The 16,545-nt window shown below is 61.5% G+C and carries 16 protein-coding genes; 10 read left to right on the top strand and 6 right to left on the bottom strand.

The features are described from left to right. The first annotated feature begins 106 nt into the window (after positions 1-106). The gene (locus E2F43_RS15370) at positions 107-904 is read left to right on the top strand and encodes a ParA family protein (RefSeq protein ID WP_133214189.1); all 798 of its coding nucleotides are present in this window, start codon (positions 107-109) and stop codon (positions 902-904) included. A 111-nt stretch (positions 905-1,015) separates the two neighbouring features. Next, entirely contained in the window at positions 1,016-1,645 is a 630-nt protein-coding gene (locus tag E2F43_RS15365) for a phosphoadenosine phosphosulfate reductase domain-containing protein (RefSeq protein ID WP_238946946.1), read from the top strand. A 15-nt stretch (positions 1,646-1,660) separates the two neighbouring features. Here E2F43_RS15365 and E2F43_RS19480 read toward each other — a convergent pair whose 3' ends face one another. Continuing rightward, complete coding sequence (locus E2F43_RS19480) at positions 1,661-1,792, bottom strand: hypothetical protein (protein ID WP_275259684.1); 132 nt, start codon at positions 1,790-1,792, stop codon at positions 1,661-1,663. A 122-nt stretch (positions 1,793-1,914) separates the two neighbouring features. Here E2F43_RS19480 and E2F43_RS15360 point away from each other — a divergent pair, with 122 nt between their 5' ends. Continuing rightward, a complete protein-coding gene (locus tag E2F43_RS15360; RefSeq protein ID WP_133214187.1) occupies positions 1,915-3,120 on the top strand; it encodes a tetratricopeptide repeat protein in 1,206 nt (401 codons plus the stop codon). A 9-nt stretch (positions 3,121-3,129) separates the two neighbouring features. Here E2F43_RS15360 and E2F43_RS15355 read toward each other — a convergent pair whose 3' ends face one another. Next, positions 3,130-3,513 carry a PPOX class F420-dependent oxidoreductase gene (locus E2F43_RS15355; protein WP_133214185.1) on the bottom strand — a complete coding sequence of 128 codons (384 nt, stop codon included), beginning with the start codon at positions 3,511-3,513 and terminating at the stop codon, positions 3,130-3,132. Between the two features lie 110 nt (positions 3,514-3,623). Here E2F43_RS15355 and E2F43_RS15350 point away from each other — a divergent pair, with 110 nt between their 5' ends. From E2F43_RS15350 to E2F43_RS15335, 4 genes are all read left to right on the top strand, one after another. After that, the gene (locus tag E2F43_RS15350) at positions 3,624-4,568 is read left to right on the top strand and encodes an SDR family NAD(P)-dependent oxidoreductase (protein ID WP_133214183.1); all 945 of its coding nucleotides are present in this window, start codon (positions 3,624-3,626) and stop codon (positions 4,566-4,568) included. A gap of 16 nt (positions 4,569-4,584) precedes the next feature. Further along, positions 4,585-5,121: a lipid-binding SYLF domain-containing protein gene (locus E2F43_RS15345; protein ID WP_133214181.1), complete on the top strand. Its 537-nt coding sequence runs from the start codon at positions 4,585-4,587 to the stop codon at positions 5,119-5,121. Positions 5,122-5,240: 119 nt separating this feature from the next. Continuing rightward, positions 5,241-6,638: an asparagine--tRNA ligase gene (asnS, locus tag E2F43_RS15340; protein ID WP_133214179.1), complete on the top strand. Its 1,398-nt coding sequence runs from the start codon at positions 5,241-5,243 to the stop codon at positions 6,636-6,638. 532 nt (positions 6,639-7,170) lie between these two features. Further along, positions 7,171-7,497, top strand: coding sequence for a hypothetical protein (locus E2F43_RS15335; protein ID WP_133214177.1), 327 nt, complete (start codon positions 7,171-7,173; stop codon positions 7,495-7,497). 18 nt (positions 7,498-7,515) lie between these two features. Here E2F43_RS15335 and E2F43_RS15330 read toward each other — a convergent pair whose 3' ends face one another. Further along, on the bottom strand, positions 7,516-9,507 hold the full coding sequence (locus tag E2F43_RS15330; RefSeq protein ID WP_133214175.1) for a ribonuclease R family protein: 1,992 nt from the start codon (positions 9,505-9,507) through the stop codon (positions 7,516-7,518). A gap of 506 nt (positions 9,508-10,013) precedes the next feature. Between E2F43_RS15330 and E2F43_RS15325 the strand changes: the two genes are divergently transcribed. Beyond that, complete coding sequence (locus tag E2F43_RS15325; protein WP_133214173.1) at positions 10,014-11,456, top strand: PhoH family protein; 1,443 nt, start codon at positions 10,014-10,016, stop codon at positions 11,454-11,456. Between the two features lie 324 nt (positions 11,457-11,780). On the opposite strand, the gene E2F43_RS15315 is transcribed toward E2F43_RS15325, so the two are convergent. Continuing rightward, positions 11,781-12,812, bottom strand: a complete 1,032-nt coding sequence (locus E2F43_RS15315) for a hypothetical protein (protein WP_133214169.1) — start codon at positions 12,810-12,812, stop codon at positions 11,781-11,783. A 47-nt stretch (positions 12,813-12,859) separates the two neighbouring features. Here E2F43_RS15315 and asd point away from each other — a divergent pair, with 47 nt between their 5' ends. After that, positions 12,860-13,720: an archaetidylserine decarboxylase gene (asd, locus tag E2F43_RS15310; RefSeq protein ID WP_133214167.1), complete on the top strand. Its 861-nt coding sequence runs from the start codon at positions 12,860-12,862 to the stop codon at positions 13,718-13,720. A 40-nt stretch (positions 13,721-13,760) separates the two neighbouring features. Here asd and rsgA read toward each other — a convergent pair whose 3' ends face one another. Next, positions 13,761-14,768, bottom strand: a complete 1,008-nt coding sequence (rsgA, locus tag E2F43_RS15305) for a small ribosomal subunit biogenesis GTPase RsgA (protein ID WP_133214165.1) — start codon at positions 14,766-14,768, stop codon at positions 13,761-13,763. Positions 14,769-14,851: 83 nt separating this feature from the next. Between rsgA and orn the strand changes: the two genes are divergently transcribed. After that, on the top strand, positions 14,852-15,400 hold the full coding sequence (gene orn, locus E2F43_RS15300) for an oligoribonuclease (protein WP_133214163.1): 549 nt from the start codon (positions 14,852-14,854) through the stop codon (positions 15,398-15,400). A 36-nt stretch (positions 15,401-15,436) separates the two neighbouring features. Here orn and queG read toward each other — a convergent pair whose 3' ends face one another. Next, positions 15,437-16,531 carry a tRNA epoxyqueuosine(34) reductase QueG gene (gene queG / locus E2F43_RS15295; protein WP_133214381.1) on the bottom strand — a complete coding sequence of 365 codons (1,095 nt, stop codon included), beginning with the start codon at positions 16,529-16,531 and terminating at the stop codon, positions 15,437-15,439. Positions 16,532-16,545 lie beyond the last annotated feature (14 nt).

Below are 16,545 nucleotides of genomic sequence, written 5' to 3'. Positions count from 1 at the left end.
AGGCAGTTTCATGACAGAAATTTGGCCCGGATGCTTACAATGAAATAAGTGATTGATTACACTGGTAGCTTCCCTTCCAGCCACTATCTGAGCGGTTCCTGAAGCTATGAAACGTGTTGTATTCAACCAGAAAGGCGGGGTCGGCAAGACCAGCATCACCTGTAACCTCGCAGCCATTGGCGCCAGTATGGGCTATCGAACGCTGATCATTGACCTGGATGTGCAGGGGAATACCACCCATTATCTGGTCGGTGAAATCGACGCCGAGGCATTTCCCGCCGAGGCCCAGGGTGTGGCTGGTCTGTTCAAGCAGACGGTGGGGTCGCGGCGCATGCAGAAGAACCCCGATTCCTTTGTCTGGGAAACCCCCTACGAAAACCTCTACCTGATGCCCTCCAGCCCGGTGTTGTCGGACATGGAGAAAGAGCTGGAGTCCCGCTACAAGATCTACAAGCTGCGCGACGCACTGGAAAAACTCGATGGTGAGTACGACCGCATTTACATCGACACGCCGCCAAACTTCAATTTCTATTCCAAATCGGCCCTGATTGCCGCCGATTCCGTGCTGGTGCCCTTCGACTGCGACAGTTTCGCCCGCCAGAGCCTGTACTCGCTGATGGACAACCTGGCGGAACTGCAGGAAGACCACAACCCGGAGCTTGAGGTTGAGGGCATCGTGATCAACCAGTTCAACTCCCAGGCGCGACTGCCCGGGGAACTGGTCGCTGAACTGGAGGAAGAGGGCTACCCGGTGTTCGACACCTACCTCAACACCTCGGTGAAGATGAAAGAATCGCACCGCGAGCACCGTCCCCTGATCGACCTGGCCCCCAGCCACAAGCTCACCGGCCAGTTCCTGGACCTGCACGCGGAGTTGGAAAAAACCCTGTCGAAGGCAGCCTGATCGGGTCGGGGTGATGGCGCATCGGAATATCCATATAAGTTTCAGTTATTTGTAAACCGGGTTTTGATTCATTAAAGTTCGGTTCCGATGACCATGATGAGAGCAGTGCCAGTGCTGGATTTGGACCTGGACAGTGTGAACGAAGCCCTGCGCGATGCCAGCGCACAGGAGATCGTGCGCTGGGCACTGGCGTTGCAGGCGAAAACCATCGCCACCACCAGCATGGGCAGGAACGCGGCGGTGATGCTGCACCTGGTGAGTGAGGTGGACAAGCATGTGCCCACCATCTGGGTCGATACCGGTTACAACCTGCGCGATACCTACATCGTGGCCGAACGCCTGATCCGTGACCTGGAACTGAATATCCACGTCTATTCCCCGCTGATGACCTCCGAACGGCGCAACGCGATCATGGGCGGCGTACCCACCGTGGACGAGGAAGAACGCCACCAGGCGTTTACCCACCAGGTGAAGCTCGAACCCTTCGCCCGGGCGCTGGAAGATTTCAAACCCGAGATCTGGCTGACCGGTATTCGCAAGGAAGAAACCGAGCACCGCCAGTCCCTGGATATTGTCTCCATGGACAGCCGGGGGATCATCAAGGTGGCCCCCATTTTCAACTGGTCAGAAGACGACGTGGAAGCCTATATGGAGCAGCATGCACTGCCCACCTGCCGTCACTACTTCGACCCCACAAAGGTCCACGACGGCCGCGAATGCGGGCTGCACACTGCGGCCTGAGCAAGTCCCCGGGCGTCAGCCCATTGTCAGTCCCACGACCAGCGCGAGAATCGCCGTAGCGACCACAAAACACCCGATGACGGTGGCCAGGCGCCGCATGGCCTGCCTATCGGCGACGGTGTCTTCCTCGAGTAAGTGCTGGGTCATGTGCTTGCTCCTTTTATTAATGTTAGACAGAAACATTGACATTGGGGGTAACAGTGCCGCCGGCGTGCTGATCGCGCATTGACCTGGGTCAAACTCGGTTATACTGGGGGTAGAGGCAGGTTATGGCACAACAACCCGCAGGCTGGTTTACTCACGGCGTTGCGCCCTTCCCGGGGGGCTGGAGAGCGCTTTGCCTGCTGGTTTCCCTGCTGTGCAGCGCCTGCGCCAGCCATGGCCCGGCCTCCATGGCGGTTGCCAATATTGCGCCGCTGTCCCTCCATGGCCAGACACTGTCCATCGCCGACGTCTCCCAGCGGGTACAAACCCCTGATCTGTTGGCCCTGGATGAGGAGATGCGCCATTTCGTAGACACCTACACCGCTGGAATCGGCTCCCGCCGCCAGCGCCTGCGCATGCTGCATCGAGCGGTCAGCGGTCCGGCCACCCTCGGTGTGGACTACGACCCCTTCGCCGAGGGCACCGCCCGGGAGGCGTTTCACCGCCGGTCGGCCAATTGCCTGTCCTATGCCAACCTGTTTGTTGCCCTGGCCAGGGAGGCGGGCCTGGATGCCCGCTACCAGTGGCTGGATGTAAGGCCCAGTTGGACCCGCATGGGAGAGCGGGTGGCGGTTCGCCTGCACGTTAACGCGGTCGTACACCTGAGCTCCACGGAGCAGTTCATGGTCGACCTCGACCCGTTGCCCGCGCGCGATATCGCCGGCTCCCGGGAGATCGCTGATCGCGATGCCCAGGCGCTGTACCACAACAATATCGCCATGAATGCACTGGCCCGTGATCAACTGGGCGAGGCCTGGCTTCACGAGGTGCGCGCCCTGCAGTTAAGCCCGCGCATGGCCCACCTGTGGGTCAATCTGGGCGTGGTATACCGGCGCACGGAGCAACATGAAGCGGCCGAAATGGCCTATCTGCAAGCCCTGGAAATCGATCCCTGGGAACGCTCGGCGATGAATAACCTGATGGTCCTGTATGAACTGCTGGGACGCGAGGAGGAGCATGCCTACTGGCTGGCCAGGGTCGATAGCTACCGCGACACCAACCCCTTCTACCATGCCTGGCTGGGCGACCAGGCGGCGGAGGAGGGGGACTGGCGAGGCGCCAGGGTTCACTACAGCGACGCCCTGGACCTGGAGCCGAACGACGCCAGGCTGCTGTACTCCATGGGGCTTATCTATCGGGAGCTGGGTCAGCCGCGGGCGGCGCTGCGCTACATCGACAAGGCCATCAACCAGGCCAACCTGTACAACGAGCAGGAAACCTACCGGGCCCAGTACGAGGCCATCAGTCGCGCCATGGCGTCGGCGCCATGACCCCGGTAGCTAGCGGGGGTCGACCCGGATATAGGCGCGTTGCTGTTTTTTGCCGCTCAGGGCAGAGAAAATATCCGTGATTTTCATTTTGAGGCCGTACTTGAGATGCAGGGCCTTGAGTGCGGTGGCCTCATCCTTGCCCTCGAGGACAAAGGCGTCCGCCTCGAACGTCTCGCCGGTGATCCTGCCGGTGACAGTGCAGCGGGCAATCCTGGCATCGCTGAAGTTTCGCAGGCGTTTCACCTTGCCCGCGTGGCCGGCGGAAAACACATAGTAACTGCCCGCCAGTGGCGCGAACCAGACCGGGGTGGCCACCCACTCCCCCGACTTCTTGCGCGTGGCAAGGCTCATATAGTCGCCGGCCTCAAAGTCCTTGATTTGCTGTGCTTTCATGGTTGATGCTGTGCTCCGTATCGAGTGTGCCAGTGGTCCTGGCCCCTGCGGCCATTAAAGCGGCTAAGCCCCGGGGTCACAATAGGGCCCCAACGAAAAGGAGATCCACAATGACTGCATTTGGTTTCGATTCCACCACCGACGAAGTGATCAGCGGTATAGACCTCAGCGGCAAACAGGCTGTTGTCACCGGCGCTTCATCAGGTCTCGGGGTCGAGACCACGCGGGCGCTTGCCGGCGCCGGTGCTGCGGTGATGATGGTGGCCCGGGACGCGACCAAGCTGGATGCGGCGGTCGCCACCCTGCGCGAAGCCCTGCCCAGCGCCCGGATTGACACGGTTCTGCTTGACCTGGCAGACCTCGACAGCGTGCGCGCTGGCGCCCGCGAGATCCGGGAAAAATGCCCGCAGATCAACCTGTTGATCAATAATGCCGGGGTCATGGCCTGCCCGCTCATGCGCACAGTCCAGGGTTTTGAAATGCAGTTCGGCACCAACCACCTTGGCCATTTCCTGCTGACCTGCCTGTTGGCGCCGGCACTGGTGGCCGGGGCGCCAGCGCGGGTCATCAACCTAAGTTCTGCCGGGCACAAGTTCGGCGCCCTGGACCTCGATGATCCCAATTACCAGCGCCGTGAATACGAGAAATGGTCCGCTTACGGGCAGTCCAAAACTGCTAACGCCCTGTTTACGGTTGCCCTTGATAAGCGCCTGCGGGACCAGGGTGTGCGCTCCCTGGCAGTGCACCCGGGCATGATCATGACTGAACTCAGCCGGCACATGGAGCCCGCCGATATGGAAGCGATACTGAGGGGCAGGGACATCGCCGATATCGTCTTCAAGACCGTGGAGCAGGGCTCCGCAACCAGTGTCTGGGCCGCCACCTCGGCGGAGTTGGAGGGCAAGGGCGGGCTGTACCTGGAGGACTGCCACATTGCCGGGGCCGCCACCCCGGGGAGCGATGCCGGTGTGGAAGACTACGCCCTGGATCCCGATCTGGCCGACCAGCTGTGGCAGATGTCTGAGTCCATGGTGGGCGAAAAACTCAGCCTTTAGGCCAAGGGAGTGTCCCATGCGCAGGATTACCCACCTGTTTTGTCTTGCCCTGGCATTGTGGTCGCAGGGCGCGAGTGCCGATACGCTGGAGCAGATCCAGGCCAAAAGCGCTGAATTGCTCTCCCACCTGCGACAGCAGGTCGGCGCAAGCGGGCAACTGTTGCGTGACGCCGCCGGCGTGCTGGTCTTCCCGGACATCGTCAAGGTCGGATTTGGGGTCGGTGACCAGTACGGCGAGGGCGTGCTGCTCGTCGATGGCAAGCCCGAGGGTTACTACTCCACCGCTGGTGCGCCCTTTGGCCTGCCGCTCGGTGTCGGGTTCAAGTCCGAAGTCATTGTCTTCGTGACCAAACAGTCGCTGCATGACTTTCTCGGTCACCGGGTGTTCAGGGTCGGGATGGACGGGGAGGTGGCGTTAATCACCCCGGAATCACTGGCCGAGCTGTCTTCGGGCGATATCCGGGAGGAGGTGCTCGGTTTCGTGTTAACCGACGCGGGCCTGATGGCGGATCTCAGCCTCGAGGGCGCAAAGCTGACCCGGCTGGCGCGCTGATTGCGCAGTGCCCGGCCCGCAGCTGACGCCCGTCTCCCGCAACCCCGTGGGGCTTGCTGTACATGACGGAACCCGGCCAATCCGGTATCCTCCGCGCCTTCTACAGCGGAGAGATCACCATGTCTGAATCTACCAGTGTCGCCGCCGCCCTCAAGGGTGAAGTCGACGTCGGCTCGCAGGTTACCGTGCGCGGTTGGTTGCGCAGCAAGCGCGACTCCAAGGCCGGCATTTCCTTCCTTGCGGTGCACGATGGCACAGCCTTTGACGCCATCCAGGCGGTGGTGCCCAGCGACCTTGCCAACTATGAAGCGGAAGTCCTCAGGCTCTCCACCGGTTGTGCCGTGGTGGTCAGCGGCGAACTGGTGGAGTCGCAGGGCAAGGGCCAGAGTGTCGAAATTCAGGCCACCTCGGTGGAAGTGGTCGGCTGGGTCGATGATGCCGAGTCATATCCCATCGCCAAGAAACGCCACAGCTTTGAATACCTGCGTACCCAGGCTCACCTGCGGCCGCGGACCAATACTTTTGGCGCCATAACCCGGGTGCGTACCAGCCTGGCCAATGCGATTCACAATTACTTCTATCAGCACGGCTTCAACTGGATCAATACACCCATCATCACCGGCAGTGACTGCGAGGGTGCCGGCGAACTGTTCCGGGTCAGTACCCTCGATATGACCAACCTGCCGCTCACCGACCAGGGTAGTGTGGATTATGGCCGGGACTTCTTCGCCGGCGAGTCCTTTTTGACGGTTTCCGGCCAGCTGGAAGTCGAGTCCTACTGCCTGGCCATGAGCAAGGTCTACACCTTCGGTCCGACTTTCCGGGCGGAGAATTCCAACACCAGCCGTCACCTGGCAGAGTTCTGGATGGTGGAACCGGAGATCGCCTTTGCCGACCTCGACGACGACGCCGACCTGGCGGAAGACCTGCTCAAGCACATATTCACCCGGGTACTGGATGAGTGCGAGGACGACATGGCCTTCTTCCAGCAGCGCATCGACAACACGGTCCTGGACCGCCTGCGCGGGGTGATCGACAATCGCTTTGAGCGCATGAATTACTCCGAGGCCATCGACATCCTGAGGAAATCCGGCAGGAAATTCGAATTCCCGGTGGCGTGGGGCGTGGACCTGGCCTCGGAACACGAGCGCTTTCTCGCCGAGGAACACGTGGGGCGCCCGGTGGTGCTGATGAACTACCCGAAAGACATCAAGGCCTTTTACATGCGCCTGAATGATGATGAGAAAACCGTTGCCGCCATGGATGTGCTGGCCCCGGGTATCGGCGAGATCATCGGCGGCAGCCAGCGCGAGGAACGCCTCGATGTGCTGGACGCGCGCATGGACGAGCACCTGCGCGAGGAGCTGTGGTGGTATCGCGACCTGCGCCGCTACGGCACGGTCCCCCACGCGGGTTTCGGGCTCGGCTTCGAACGCCTGCTCAATTACGTCACCGGCATGGAAAACGTCCGCGACGCAATTCCCTTCCCGCGGACGCCGGGTAACGCGCACTTTTAATTAGCCTGCGTTGGACGAACCCTCCCTTTAGGGCCCAAAGTTTCGGCCCTGCTTCAGGTTCCGCGGGTATCCCTGCGGGGACCGCCAACAAGCGGCATCCATGCCAGGCTCGGCCTCGGGCGTCCCTGCCCTCGGACGTCCCCGCAGGGGAACCTGCGAACCCTTCGCCCAAGGGCACCGAGCACACCCGGAGTTCTGGGTGGTCAGTTTCGGTTAAGCAGGCGCGGCTGGGCCGATATGCCTCGGCGGGGCGTCTGCGGCCATGGACGGCCGCAGCCGAGCCTGTACAAGGACGTACGTTTTTTGGCGGTCCCGACGAGGCATATCGGCCCAGCCGCGCCCGGGGGTTAGTCCAATAAAGAGCCAAACAGCTACCCCATCCGGGTAAATTTGCTCAAAACCTGAGCAAAAATGTGAAATATTGCCTAATATTTAATCAGGCTGTCACATTCAGTGGCCCATACTAAAACAGAACCCCATAACAAACGCATCCGGGGGTGAGCTGTGAGACCCGGAGCACCGAGGAAGGGAAATGAAACGCGCAATTACCGGCCCGGCGGCGGGCCAGGTCAGCGAAATGGCTATCGTGGATACCTTCACCAAGCTGATTTTCGGTGAAGAGAACCAGTACAGTAATTCCGAGCTGTTGATTATCCGGGCCTTTCGCAATGCCGATCACAATGTGGTTTTTGATTCACACCGGGACATGGGCGCCTATTTGCGGGCCCTGGGTGTTGGCGAGATGATCAAGCTGGTGAGCAAGGTACAGGGGCAACTGGCGCACGAAGCGCCGGTAGTGACCGACCCGGCAGTGATTCCGGTAAGTCGGCCCACTGCCCTGAATCGCCGGGTACACTGACTGGCGACCTGGCTGCAGCTATTCTGCGGCGGCCTTTTTCTCTTCCTTCGGCGGCTTGAGGCCGCATCCCTCCACCAATTCGAAGCTGGCCTGGTGCTGGTTGTCACGATCGACCGCGGTAAACCTCAATTCGACCGGTTGCTCCAGCTGGAAGCGCCGGGTAGTGCTGGTGAGGCTGGCGGTCCACTTGTCGTAACTGAATTTTTCCGGGTCCTTGCGCAGGTCGACAAAGCCTTCCAGCCCGTTGTCATCGAGGCGCACGTTGAAGCCGCTGCTGTTGACGTGAACGACCTTGCCCTTGAAGGTCATGCCCTCGCGCTGCTCGTTCATCCGGGCCAGGTGCTTGCCCGCCAGCCAGCGTTCTGCCTCCAGGGTCGCCGCGCGGACGGTGCTGATGCGTTCCGTCAGCTGCTCCAGCAGTGGGTCGTCGACCATCCGGGCTTCGTCGCCGTGGAGTGCCGCCTTTATCTGCAGGTGCACCAGGAAGTCCACGTACTTGCGCAGTGGCGAGGTGCAGTTGGTGTAATGCTCCAGCGCCATGCCCATATGTGGCCCCGGTGATGCGGCCAGTTCGGCCCTGGTCAGCAGGCGATTAATCATGGGCCGCAGCGGCAGTGGGTGTTCGGGGGCCGACAGGGCACGAATGATGGCCCGGTAGCCAGCCACCGTAGTGGGGTCCTGCTCGGCAGCTTCCGGCACGTGCATTTCCAGAAACTTGCGGATCTCGTCCAGCCGGTCACCGCGAAATCCGGGATGGGTCACATAGGGACCACTGGCGCCATGCTCATTGAGGAAGCGCGCGGCGCAGCGGTTGGCGGCAATCATGCACTCTTCCACCAGCTTCTGTGAGAGCATTTTCTCAAAGGGCTCGATATGGTCGATCTGCTTGTTGTCGTCCATGATCCAGCGGTATTCCTGGCGCTCTTCCATCACCAGGTGATGTTCCTCGCGGTGGGCGCGCAGGGCCCGGTAAACCTGGTACAAGGCCTCCAGCGGGGAGGCATGGCTCATCAGTTCATCGTCCTGGCCGGTGAGGTACTTGTCCACCGCGTAGTAGGACAGTTTGGCCCGGGAGCGTACCGTCGCCTCCATAAATTCAAATTCGCCAACCTCGCCGTTGTCCCGTACGGATATCTTGCACACCAGGGCAGGTCGGTCCACCCCCTCTGACAGGGCGCAGGTATCCTGGGAAAGTTCCTCCGGCAACATCGGCAGCACGTCACCGTGGAAGTAGACGGAAGTGCCGCGGGCGGCCACGTCGCGGTGCAGGTCGGAGTCCGCGGGGATGTAGGAGGTGGGGTCGGCGATGCCGACAAACAGGGTCCAGCCATCATCGGCGATCTGGGCGTAGAGCGCATCGTCGATATCCTGGGTCTTGGCCGCGTCAATGGAGATGAATTCCAGATCGGTGAGGTCGCGGCGGCGTTCGGTTTCCAGCGGCCGGCATTCAGCCAGCTGCTGTTCCAGTTCCTTGCGGCTGGTGGCTCCCCAGTCGGCGGGCAGGCGGTACTTGGCCATCGAATAGAGATTTTCTATTCCGGGGGTCTCCTCGTTGCCAATGACGCTGAGTATCTTGGCCTGTGGCTTGCCGTCACGAATCGGGTGACGGAGGATGGCGCAGCGCACGTAGTCCCCTTCCTTGACCCCGTTGCGCGCGTGGGGGGGGATAAACAGCCAGCGGCTCAACTGGGGCAGGTCTGGCTCCACGAAAAACGCCTTGCCCTTGCGCACGCAGCGGCCGGTGAAATCACCCAGTGGGCTGTCGACGAGCTTCTCGATATCGGCAATCGTCTTGTTGTCTTTGGTCGGACGTATGCAGATCCGGACCCGGTCGTCGGGAAAGGCCTTGAGCATTTCGTCCGGGGGAATGAAGATTTCCCTGCCGTCGTCAAGGACTGCAAATCCGTAACGGGCCTGGGTACCTTTGACCACCGCCTCGGCACGCTCTTTTTCGGCCTCCATTTGTGTTTTGAGGCCTTTGAGCTGGGCGAGAGAGTCCTGATTGAGCATGGAGGGGAATTCTTACGATTGCGAACAGACAAGCGGGCTATCCTAGCGGAAATCGCCACCGCTGTCAGTGAGTTATCGTGTCTTCTCGCCGCATTCCCGCTTCCCTCTGCCGTCATTCCCGCAGATGTGGCTATTTTCCATTGACAGGTACCGTCGAAGCGTTTGTAATGAAATTCAACGCTGCTGTAATGAACCCGTCGGGAAGCGAAATTTGAAATATTTCCGGACGCAGGCCAGCCAGTGATGGTTGGCTTAGACGCGTCAGACATCAAGCGCGATTGCGCTGCCCCCGAGCTCGACATGCTCCGGCCCTGTTCGCTCTCCACTACAGTCCACCCCCAACACCCCCCCCGGAAAAACCATCGTCGAACGCAGAAGTCGGCGGCAAGCATGGAAACCCCACAACCAGCAGTACCGGGTCAGGCCTGGCAGTTTTGCTGCGCCTGTCACCCCATTCCCCAAGACCAAAACCCAACTATTAGTGAAATAGCTGCGAGGAATGCTTTATGGATTCAGGCTCCGCCCTGCGCGTAGAAAAATCTGCCACCCTGAAACCCGTTGTAAAAAAGACCTATGTACTGGACACCAATGTCCTCCTGCACGACCCCACCGCCGTCACCGCCTTCAAGCAACACCGGGTGGTGATTCCCATGACCGTTCTCGAAGAGCTGGACCACATCAAGGACCGTCGTGACAAAACCGTGAGCCGCGAGGCGCGCATCGCCATCCAGATGATCGACAAGGTGGTGGACTCCGCCTCACCCCAGGAAATCCAGGAGGGCGTGGAGGTACCAGGGTCGGAACTGGAGGGTATGCAGCCCGGCACCCTGGCCATTTTCCCGGACCAGTTGCTGGCAGAAAATACCGACGTGCCCTACCTGGACGGCACCCCGGCCCAGGCCAACGACAATCGCATCATCAATGTCGCCCTGCGGCTGCAGGCCGAGAATCCCAACGAGTTTGTCTGCCTGGTCACCAAGGACATCAACATGCGCATCAAGGCCAAGGGTTCCGGCCTGGTGCACGTGGAAGATTACCGGCGCGACCGGGTGCTCGACGATATCGACCTGCTGGCCAAGGGCTACGAGCATATCGAAGGGGATTTCTGGTCCACAATCAGCGAGGTGGACACCTTGCGCGAGGGGGATTGCACCCTGCACCGGGTGCCGAGAAAGTCGGTTCCCCATGCCTACCCCAACCAGTTCCTGTACGACGATCAGGACTTCATGGCCTTCGTCAAACGGGTCGACAAGGACTTCGTCTACCTGCGTTGCGACAGTCGCGACAACCTCATGCACAAGCGTTTCTGGGGACTGGCGCCGCGCAATATGGAGCAGGCCATGGCGATGTCCCTGCTCGACGATGACAGCGTGGACATGACCGTGCTTACCGGCCCCGCCGGTTCCGGCAAGACCCTGCTGGCCCTGTCCTACGGCCTGCATGCGATACTCGAGCAGAAGAAATACTCCAAGCTGATAGTGGCACGGTCAACGCCGCCCATCGCCGAGGAGATCGGCTTCCTGCCGGGCACCGAGGAAGAGAAGATGGCGCCCTGGCTGGCGGCCTTTGACGACAACCTGGAGATCCTCCACGGTACCGACGAATCCTGCCACGGCAGTATCGATTACGTGAAAGAGCGGGCCAACATCCAGTTCAAGTCGCTCAACTTCATGCGCGGCCGCTCCTTCAATAACGCCTATATCATTATCGACGAGAGTCAGGGCTTGACCCAGTTCCAGCTCAAGTCAGTGATCAGCCGGGTGGGCGCCGACTCCAAGATCGTGGTGCTGGGCAACCTGGCCCAGATCGACAACAAGTACATCAGTCCGCTGACATCGGGACTGACCTACCTGGTGGAGAAGAGCAAGCGCTATCCCCACGCCGGGATCATGCATGTGAACGGCATCGTGCGTTCCAGGCTGGCGGCGTTTGCCGAGGAGAATTTGTAGGTCGATAGCAGCGAGGTGGCGCTCATCGTGACCGGGCCAGGCCCGGTCACATGTTGCCGCTGACCCCGGCGCCGGTTGCTGGCAACCGGCTCTATCTGTCGGGCGCCAATTCCTGTCCCTGTCCCTGTCCCTGTCCCTGCCCCGGTCCCTGTCCCCGTGCCGGTCGGTGTGCCGGTCGGTGTGCCGGTCCCTCTGCCCGTGCCGGTTCCCATCCTTGTCGCACCCACTCCGTCATTCCCGCGCAGGCGGGAATCCAGCGCCCCTGAGAGGCACTATCTGCCCAGGCCGTGGATTGGCCGCTGTCCTAGCCATGACCGTTGTCCCTCAGGTTTCCGGGACCGGCATATCCGCCGCCGCCCGCTCATCCTCACGATCCTGACTGCGTCCCCGCGAGAAATCCCGCGACAAGGCAATTTCCAGGCGAATGACAAAGCTCCAGCTGAGGTCGCGGCTGTCCTCGTAATCACGGCGTCGGTAATTCATCGCCGGCTCCATTTCCAGGAACAGGAAATCGCGATACACCTGGCGGCGCCAGATGGTACCCAGGCGGTAATTCTTGATAAATGAGGTGGGCCGGGATTCCCCCCGAACCGAAACAAAGTGGTTCAGCGCCAGCGGCCGATCAGTATCCGCAGCGAAGCGCTGGAACAGGGACAGCCGGGTACGCCACTCCACTCCCTCGGTGGTCTCGCCCCACTTGAGGCGGTTACTCCAGCGCAGTACGTCGCGGGTGTTGAAGCTCTGGTAAAGGTCGGCCTGGCCAATGGTGAAAAACTTTTCTCCGTCCTCGTACTGAATACGCTGGATATAGCGGTAGCGACGGCCAAAATCCAGGTCGCCCTCGATGCGGTAACGAACGCCCGGTTTCAGGTTGCCGGATGAAAAGCCCATGGTGGCGTCGAAGCGTGAGCGGGTGCTCTTGCGGACATTGTATTGCAGGGAAACATTGTCGCTGTCCTCACGCTCTTCCTGGTCGGTGGTGTCACCTTCCTCATCACTGAACAGCAGGTCGACCCGCTGGCTGATCTTGGGGAGCTGCACTTTGCCGCGCAGGCGCACGCCCAGGTCGTTGCCCTTGTTTTGCTCCCAGTCGTTTTCAAATTCCAGTCGCAGGTAGGAGGCGGCCTTGTCCAGGTCGTAGTTCGGGTCGCCGAAGAAACCGTCCATCCACTCCACCATGGCCTGGGCCTGGTCCGCGACCGCGGTGTGGCTGGTGTCTACCCAGTTGATGGGAGGTTCTTCGGATTCGACCTGTTGTGAGTCGGCCTCCGGGGCTACCGGGACCTCGTCGAGTTGTTCCTCCTGGGCCAGGGCGACTGCAGATACCAACAGGAGGGGTACAAGCCAAATCTTCACGTCAGTTTTTGATTTCGTTTCCCCGCATAGTCGATACACTACGCCTCATGGACAAACTTTTCATCTATTTGCAGCACATTCTGCCTCAGCACCTGCTCTCCCGTTGTACCGGCTGGCTGGCTGAACTGGAACACCCCGTCTGGCTGAAAAACCAGGCCATCGGCCTGTTCGTTCGCCATTTCGACGTCGACATGAGTGAAGCGGAGGAACCGGATTACCAACGTTACCCCAACTTCAACGCCTTCTTTACCCGCCCTTTAAAGGAAGGGGCGCGACCGGTTGCCGAGGCCGACGTGGTGTGCCCGGCCGATGGGGCGATCAGCCAGTTGGACGATATCATCGATGGCCGTATTTTCCAGGCCAAGGGCCAGGACTACAGCTGTGTGGAACTGCTGGGGGGAGACCCCGAGTGGGCGGAAAAATTTGCCGGCGGCAGCTTCGCGACCATCTACCTCTCGCCGCGTGATTATCACCGGGTACACATGCCGCTTGCGGGCAGGCTGCTGGCAACCACCTATGTTCCCGGCGACCTGTTTTCCGTCAACGGCGTGACCGCTGAGCACGTCGAGCGGCTGTTTGCCCGCAACGAGCGCCTGGTCTGCTACTTCGAGACCGCGTTCGGGCCCATGGCGATGATACTGGTCGGTGCCATGGTGGTTGCCGGTATCGAGACGGTGTGGAGCGGCCAGGTGGCGCCGCCGCCGAAACTCCCCAGCAGCGTTGATTATCGCAGCGCGCCGGACCCGGTCAGTCTCGCCAGGGGCGAGGAAATGGGGCGCTTCAAGCTCGGCTCGACGGTGATCCTGCTATTCCCCCGGGGGGCGATCAACTGGGAGGCGCAATACGCCGCCGGCACGCCGACCCGTCTGGGTGAGCCGCTGGCAGCAGGCTCAGCTCAGTTCGTGTGAGCAGGCCCTGGTACCCCGTCAATCTCAAGTTGATGGAGTACTAGTCCAGCGACGCCACGATGTGGCGGTAGCTGTCCAGTCGGGTCTGGCTGATCTCGCCGCTCTCCAGCGCCGCCATAATCGCGCAGCCCGGTTCCTGCTCGTGGTGACAGTCGCGAAACTTGCAGTGGCCCAGGTGAGGACGGAATTCCCTGAAGCCCTGCTCCACCTCCAGCCTGTCCATGTGCCAGAGGCCAAACTCGCGGATGCCCGGTGAGTCGATCAGGCTGCCACCGCAGTCGAGGTGAAACAGCTGGGCGGTGGTGGTTGTGTGGGTCCCCTTGCGGGTGTTCGCGGACAAGGCGCCCACCCGCAGCTCCGCCGCCGGCAGCAGGACGTTGACCAGGGAGGATTTACCGACGCCCGACTGACCCACAAATACGCTGATGCGCTCGCGCAGGGTGGCGTGTAGCGTCTCCAGCCCGCCCTGTTTGGTCGAGGTATACAGCACCTGGTAACCCAGCTCGGGGTAGATCGCCATCAACTGCTCCAGTTGCTCGCGCAGCGCGGGATCCCTGTCCAGCAGGTCGGATTTGTTGACCACGATAACCGGTTCGATCCCCACCACTTCCGCGGCGACCAGGTAGCGGTCCACGAGGTTGGCATGGGGCTCGGGATAGGGGGCGATGACCACCAGAATCTGGTCGATGTTTGCCGCCACCGCCTTCAGCTTGCCGTGCGAATCCGGCCGGCAGAGTACGCTCTGGCGGCCTAGCTGCGCGACCACAACGCCGGTGGGATCACCCTCGCACCAGACCACCCGGTCACCGGTAACCAGGCCCTCGATATTGGCGCGCACGTGGCAGCGCTGGCTGACACCGGGAGCGGACTCGACCGCCACCTGGGTTCCGTAGTGGGCGATGACCAGGCCTTCCTGTTCGGGTCCCAACTCGCCGCCGGTCACTGCCTGTTCCGCAGCGGCATCCCGGCGGGCGGCGCGTTTGGCTCGCTCTTCCTGGATCTTTTCCACCCGCCAGGCCTGTTGGCGACTGAGTTTACGTTTCGACATGAGCCCATTATTGGGCCAGCGTCTGGGCCTGTCGAGGCAATTTGTTACACTTGCGGTCACAGCCTCATCAAGAGCGACACCCTATGCAAAGCGCCAGCAACCTGATCTGGGTTGATTTGGAGATGACCGGACTGGACCCCGACAAGGACGTGGTCATCGAGATCGCCACCATTGTGACCGACAGTGACCTCAATACCCTGGCCGAGGGGCCGGTGATTGCCATCCATACCTCGGACGAGCGCCTGGACGCCATGGATGAGTGGAATACCACCCACCACAATCGCTCGGGTCTGGTGGATCGGGTGCGAGCCAGTGATTACGACGAGCGCCGTGCCACGGTCGAGACCCTGGCCTTCCTGGAACAGTACCTGCCAGCCAACGCCTCACCCATGTGTGGCAATACCATCTGCCAGGATCGCCGCTTCATGGCCCGCCATCTGCCGGAGTTGGAATCCTTCTTTCACTACCGCAACCTGGATGTGAGTACCCTCAAGATCCTGATGCAGCGCTGGCGCCCGGAGCTTGAGGCGGGTTTCACCAAGAGCGGGACGCACCTGGCGCTGGACGACATCCGCGAGTCGATCGAGGAGATGCGTTATTACCGGCAGCATTTTTTGCGGATGGAGGCCTGAGCGCAGGGCAGGCAATCTACCGCCCCCCTGTTGATGTCATTCCGGCGTTGACGACGCCTTCCCCAGCCTGGCCAGCGCCCACTCGACATGTTCCCGCACCAGGCCCGACGGATGGTCCGCCCGCTTGCCCAAAGCCGCGATCGCCTGGTCCGTTGGCGGCCCGTTCCCCAGGCCGATCGCCAGGTTGCGCAGCCAGCGCTCGTAACCGATCCGCCGGATCGCCGACCCCTCGGTGCGGGCCAGGAACGCCTCCTCATCCCACAGGAACAGGTCCACCAGCTCCGCGTCCGCCAGGCCGTGACGGGGCTGGAAGTCGGCCTCGTTGGTGTCGCCGGCGAACTTGGTCCAGGGGCACACCAGCTGGCAGTCGTCGCAGCCGAAGACCCGGTTGCCCATCAACGGTCGCAGCGCCGGATCGATCGGGCCGTGGTGCTCGATGGTCAGGTAGGAAATGCAGCGGCGGGCATCCAGCTGGAAGGGGCCGACAAACGCGTCAGTGGGGCATTCCTCCAGGCAGGCGGTACAGGTACCGCAGTGTTTGCTTTCCTGCGCGCGGGTTTCCGGCAGGGGTAGATCGGTGTAGATCTCGCCGAGGAAGAACCAGGAACCGGCGTCCGGGTTGATCAGCATGGTGTTCTTGGCGATCCAGCCCAGGCCCGCCTGCTCGGCAATGGCCCGCTCCAGCACCGGGGCGCTGTCGACAAAGGCGCGGAAGCGGCCGCCGCCGGCTTCCTGTTCGATACGCGCCGCGAGCTGCGCCAGGCGCTTGCGGATCAGCTTGTGATAGTCGCGCCCGAGAGTGTAGCGGGAAATGTAGGCTTTTTCGGACGAGGCCAGCACGTCACTGGCGCTGCCGTCCGCCAGGTAATTCATGCGCAGGGAGATCACCCGGCAGGTGTCGGGCACCAGCTCCGCCGGACGCGAGCGCTTGCTGCCGTGGCGGGCCATGTAATCCATGCTGCCGTGATAACCGGCATCCAGCCATTTCTGCAGGTAGGCTTCGTGCTCGCCGAGCTCAACGTTGCTGACGCCCACCTGCTGGAAGCCCAGCTCCGTCGCCCAGCGCTCGAGGTCAGCCAGCAGGGTCGCTGCCTGTTGCGTGCTAAATTTCAGGTCACCGGAGTCGGACATCTGCGTATAATTCA

The organism is Seongchinamella unica, assembly GCF_004354085.1.
Classification (GTDB): domain Bacteria; phylum Pseudomonadota; class Gammaproteobacteria; order Pseudomonadales; family Halieaceae; genus Halioglobus; species Halioglobus unicus.
Note: the sequence above shows the minus strand (reverse complement) of the source record. Positions and strands in the feature narration are given on the sequence as shown.

Excerpts from the sequence above, each read along its gene's own strand:
- E2F43_RS15360 (WP_133214187.1), top strand. The coding sequence starts at position 1,915 with ATGGCACAACAACCCGCAGGCTGGTTTACTCACGGCGTTGCGCCCTTC.
- asnS (WP_133214179.1), top strand. The coding sequence starts at position 5,241 with ATGTCTGAATCTACCAGTGTCGCCGCCGCCCTCAAGGGTGAAGTCGAC.
- E2F43_RS15325 (WP_133214173.1), top strand. The coding sequence starts at position 10,014 with ATGGATTCAGGCTCCGCCCTGCGCGTAGAAAAATCTGCCACCCTGAAA.
- E2F43_RS15335 (WP_133214177.1), top strand. The coding sequence starts at position 7,171 with ATGAAACGCGCAATTACCGGCCCGGCGGCGGGCCAGGTCAGCGAAATG.
- E2F43_RS15345 (WP_133214181.1), top strand. The coding sequence starts at position 4,585 with ATGCGCAGGATTACCCACCTGTTTTGTCTTGCCCTGGCATTGTGGTCG.
- asd (WP_133214167.1), top strand. The coding sequence starts at position 12,860 with ATGGACAAACTTTTCATCTATTTGCAGCACATTCTGCCTCAGCACCTG.
- rsgA (WP_133214165.1), bottom strand. The coding sequence starts at position 14,768 with ATGTCGAAACGTAAACTCAGTCGCCAACAGGCCTGGCGGGTGGAAAAG.
- E2F43_RS15355 (WP_133214185.1), bottom strand. The coding sequence starts at position 3,513 with ATGAAAGCACAGCAAATCAAGGACTTTGAGGCCGGCGACTATATGAGC.
- E2F43_RS15330 (WP_133214175.1), bottom strand. The coding sequence starts at position 9,507 with ATGCTCAATCAGGACTCTCTCGCCCAGCTCAAAGGCCTCAAAACACAA.
- E2F43_RS19480 (WP_275259684.1), bottom strand. The coding sequence starts at position 1,792 with ATGACCCAGCACTTACTCGAGGAAGACACCGTCGCCGATAGGCAGGCC.
- E2F43_RS15370 (WP_133214189.1), top strand. The coding sequence starts at position 107 with ATGAAACGTGTTGTATTCAACCAGAAAGGCGGGGTCGGCAAGACCAGC.
- queG (WP_133214381.1), bottom strand. The coding sequence starts at position 16,531 with ATGTCCGACTCCGGTGACCTGAAATTTAGCACGCAACAGGCAGCGACC.
- E2F43_RS15350 (WP_133214183.1), top strand. The coding sequence starts at position 3,624 with ATGACTGCATTTGGTTTCGATTCCACCACCGACGAAGTGATCAGCGGT.
- orn (WP_133214163.1), top strand. The coding sequence starts at position 14,852 with ATGCAAAGCGCCAGCAACCTGATCTGGGTTGATTTGGAGATGACCGGA.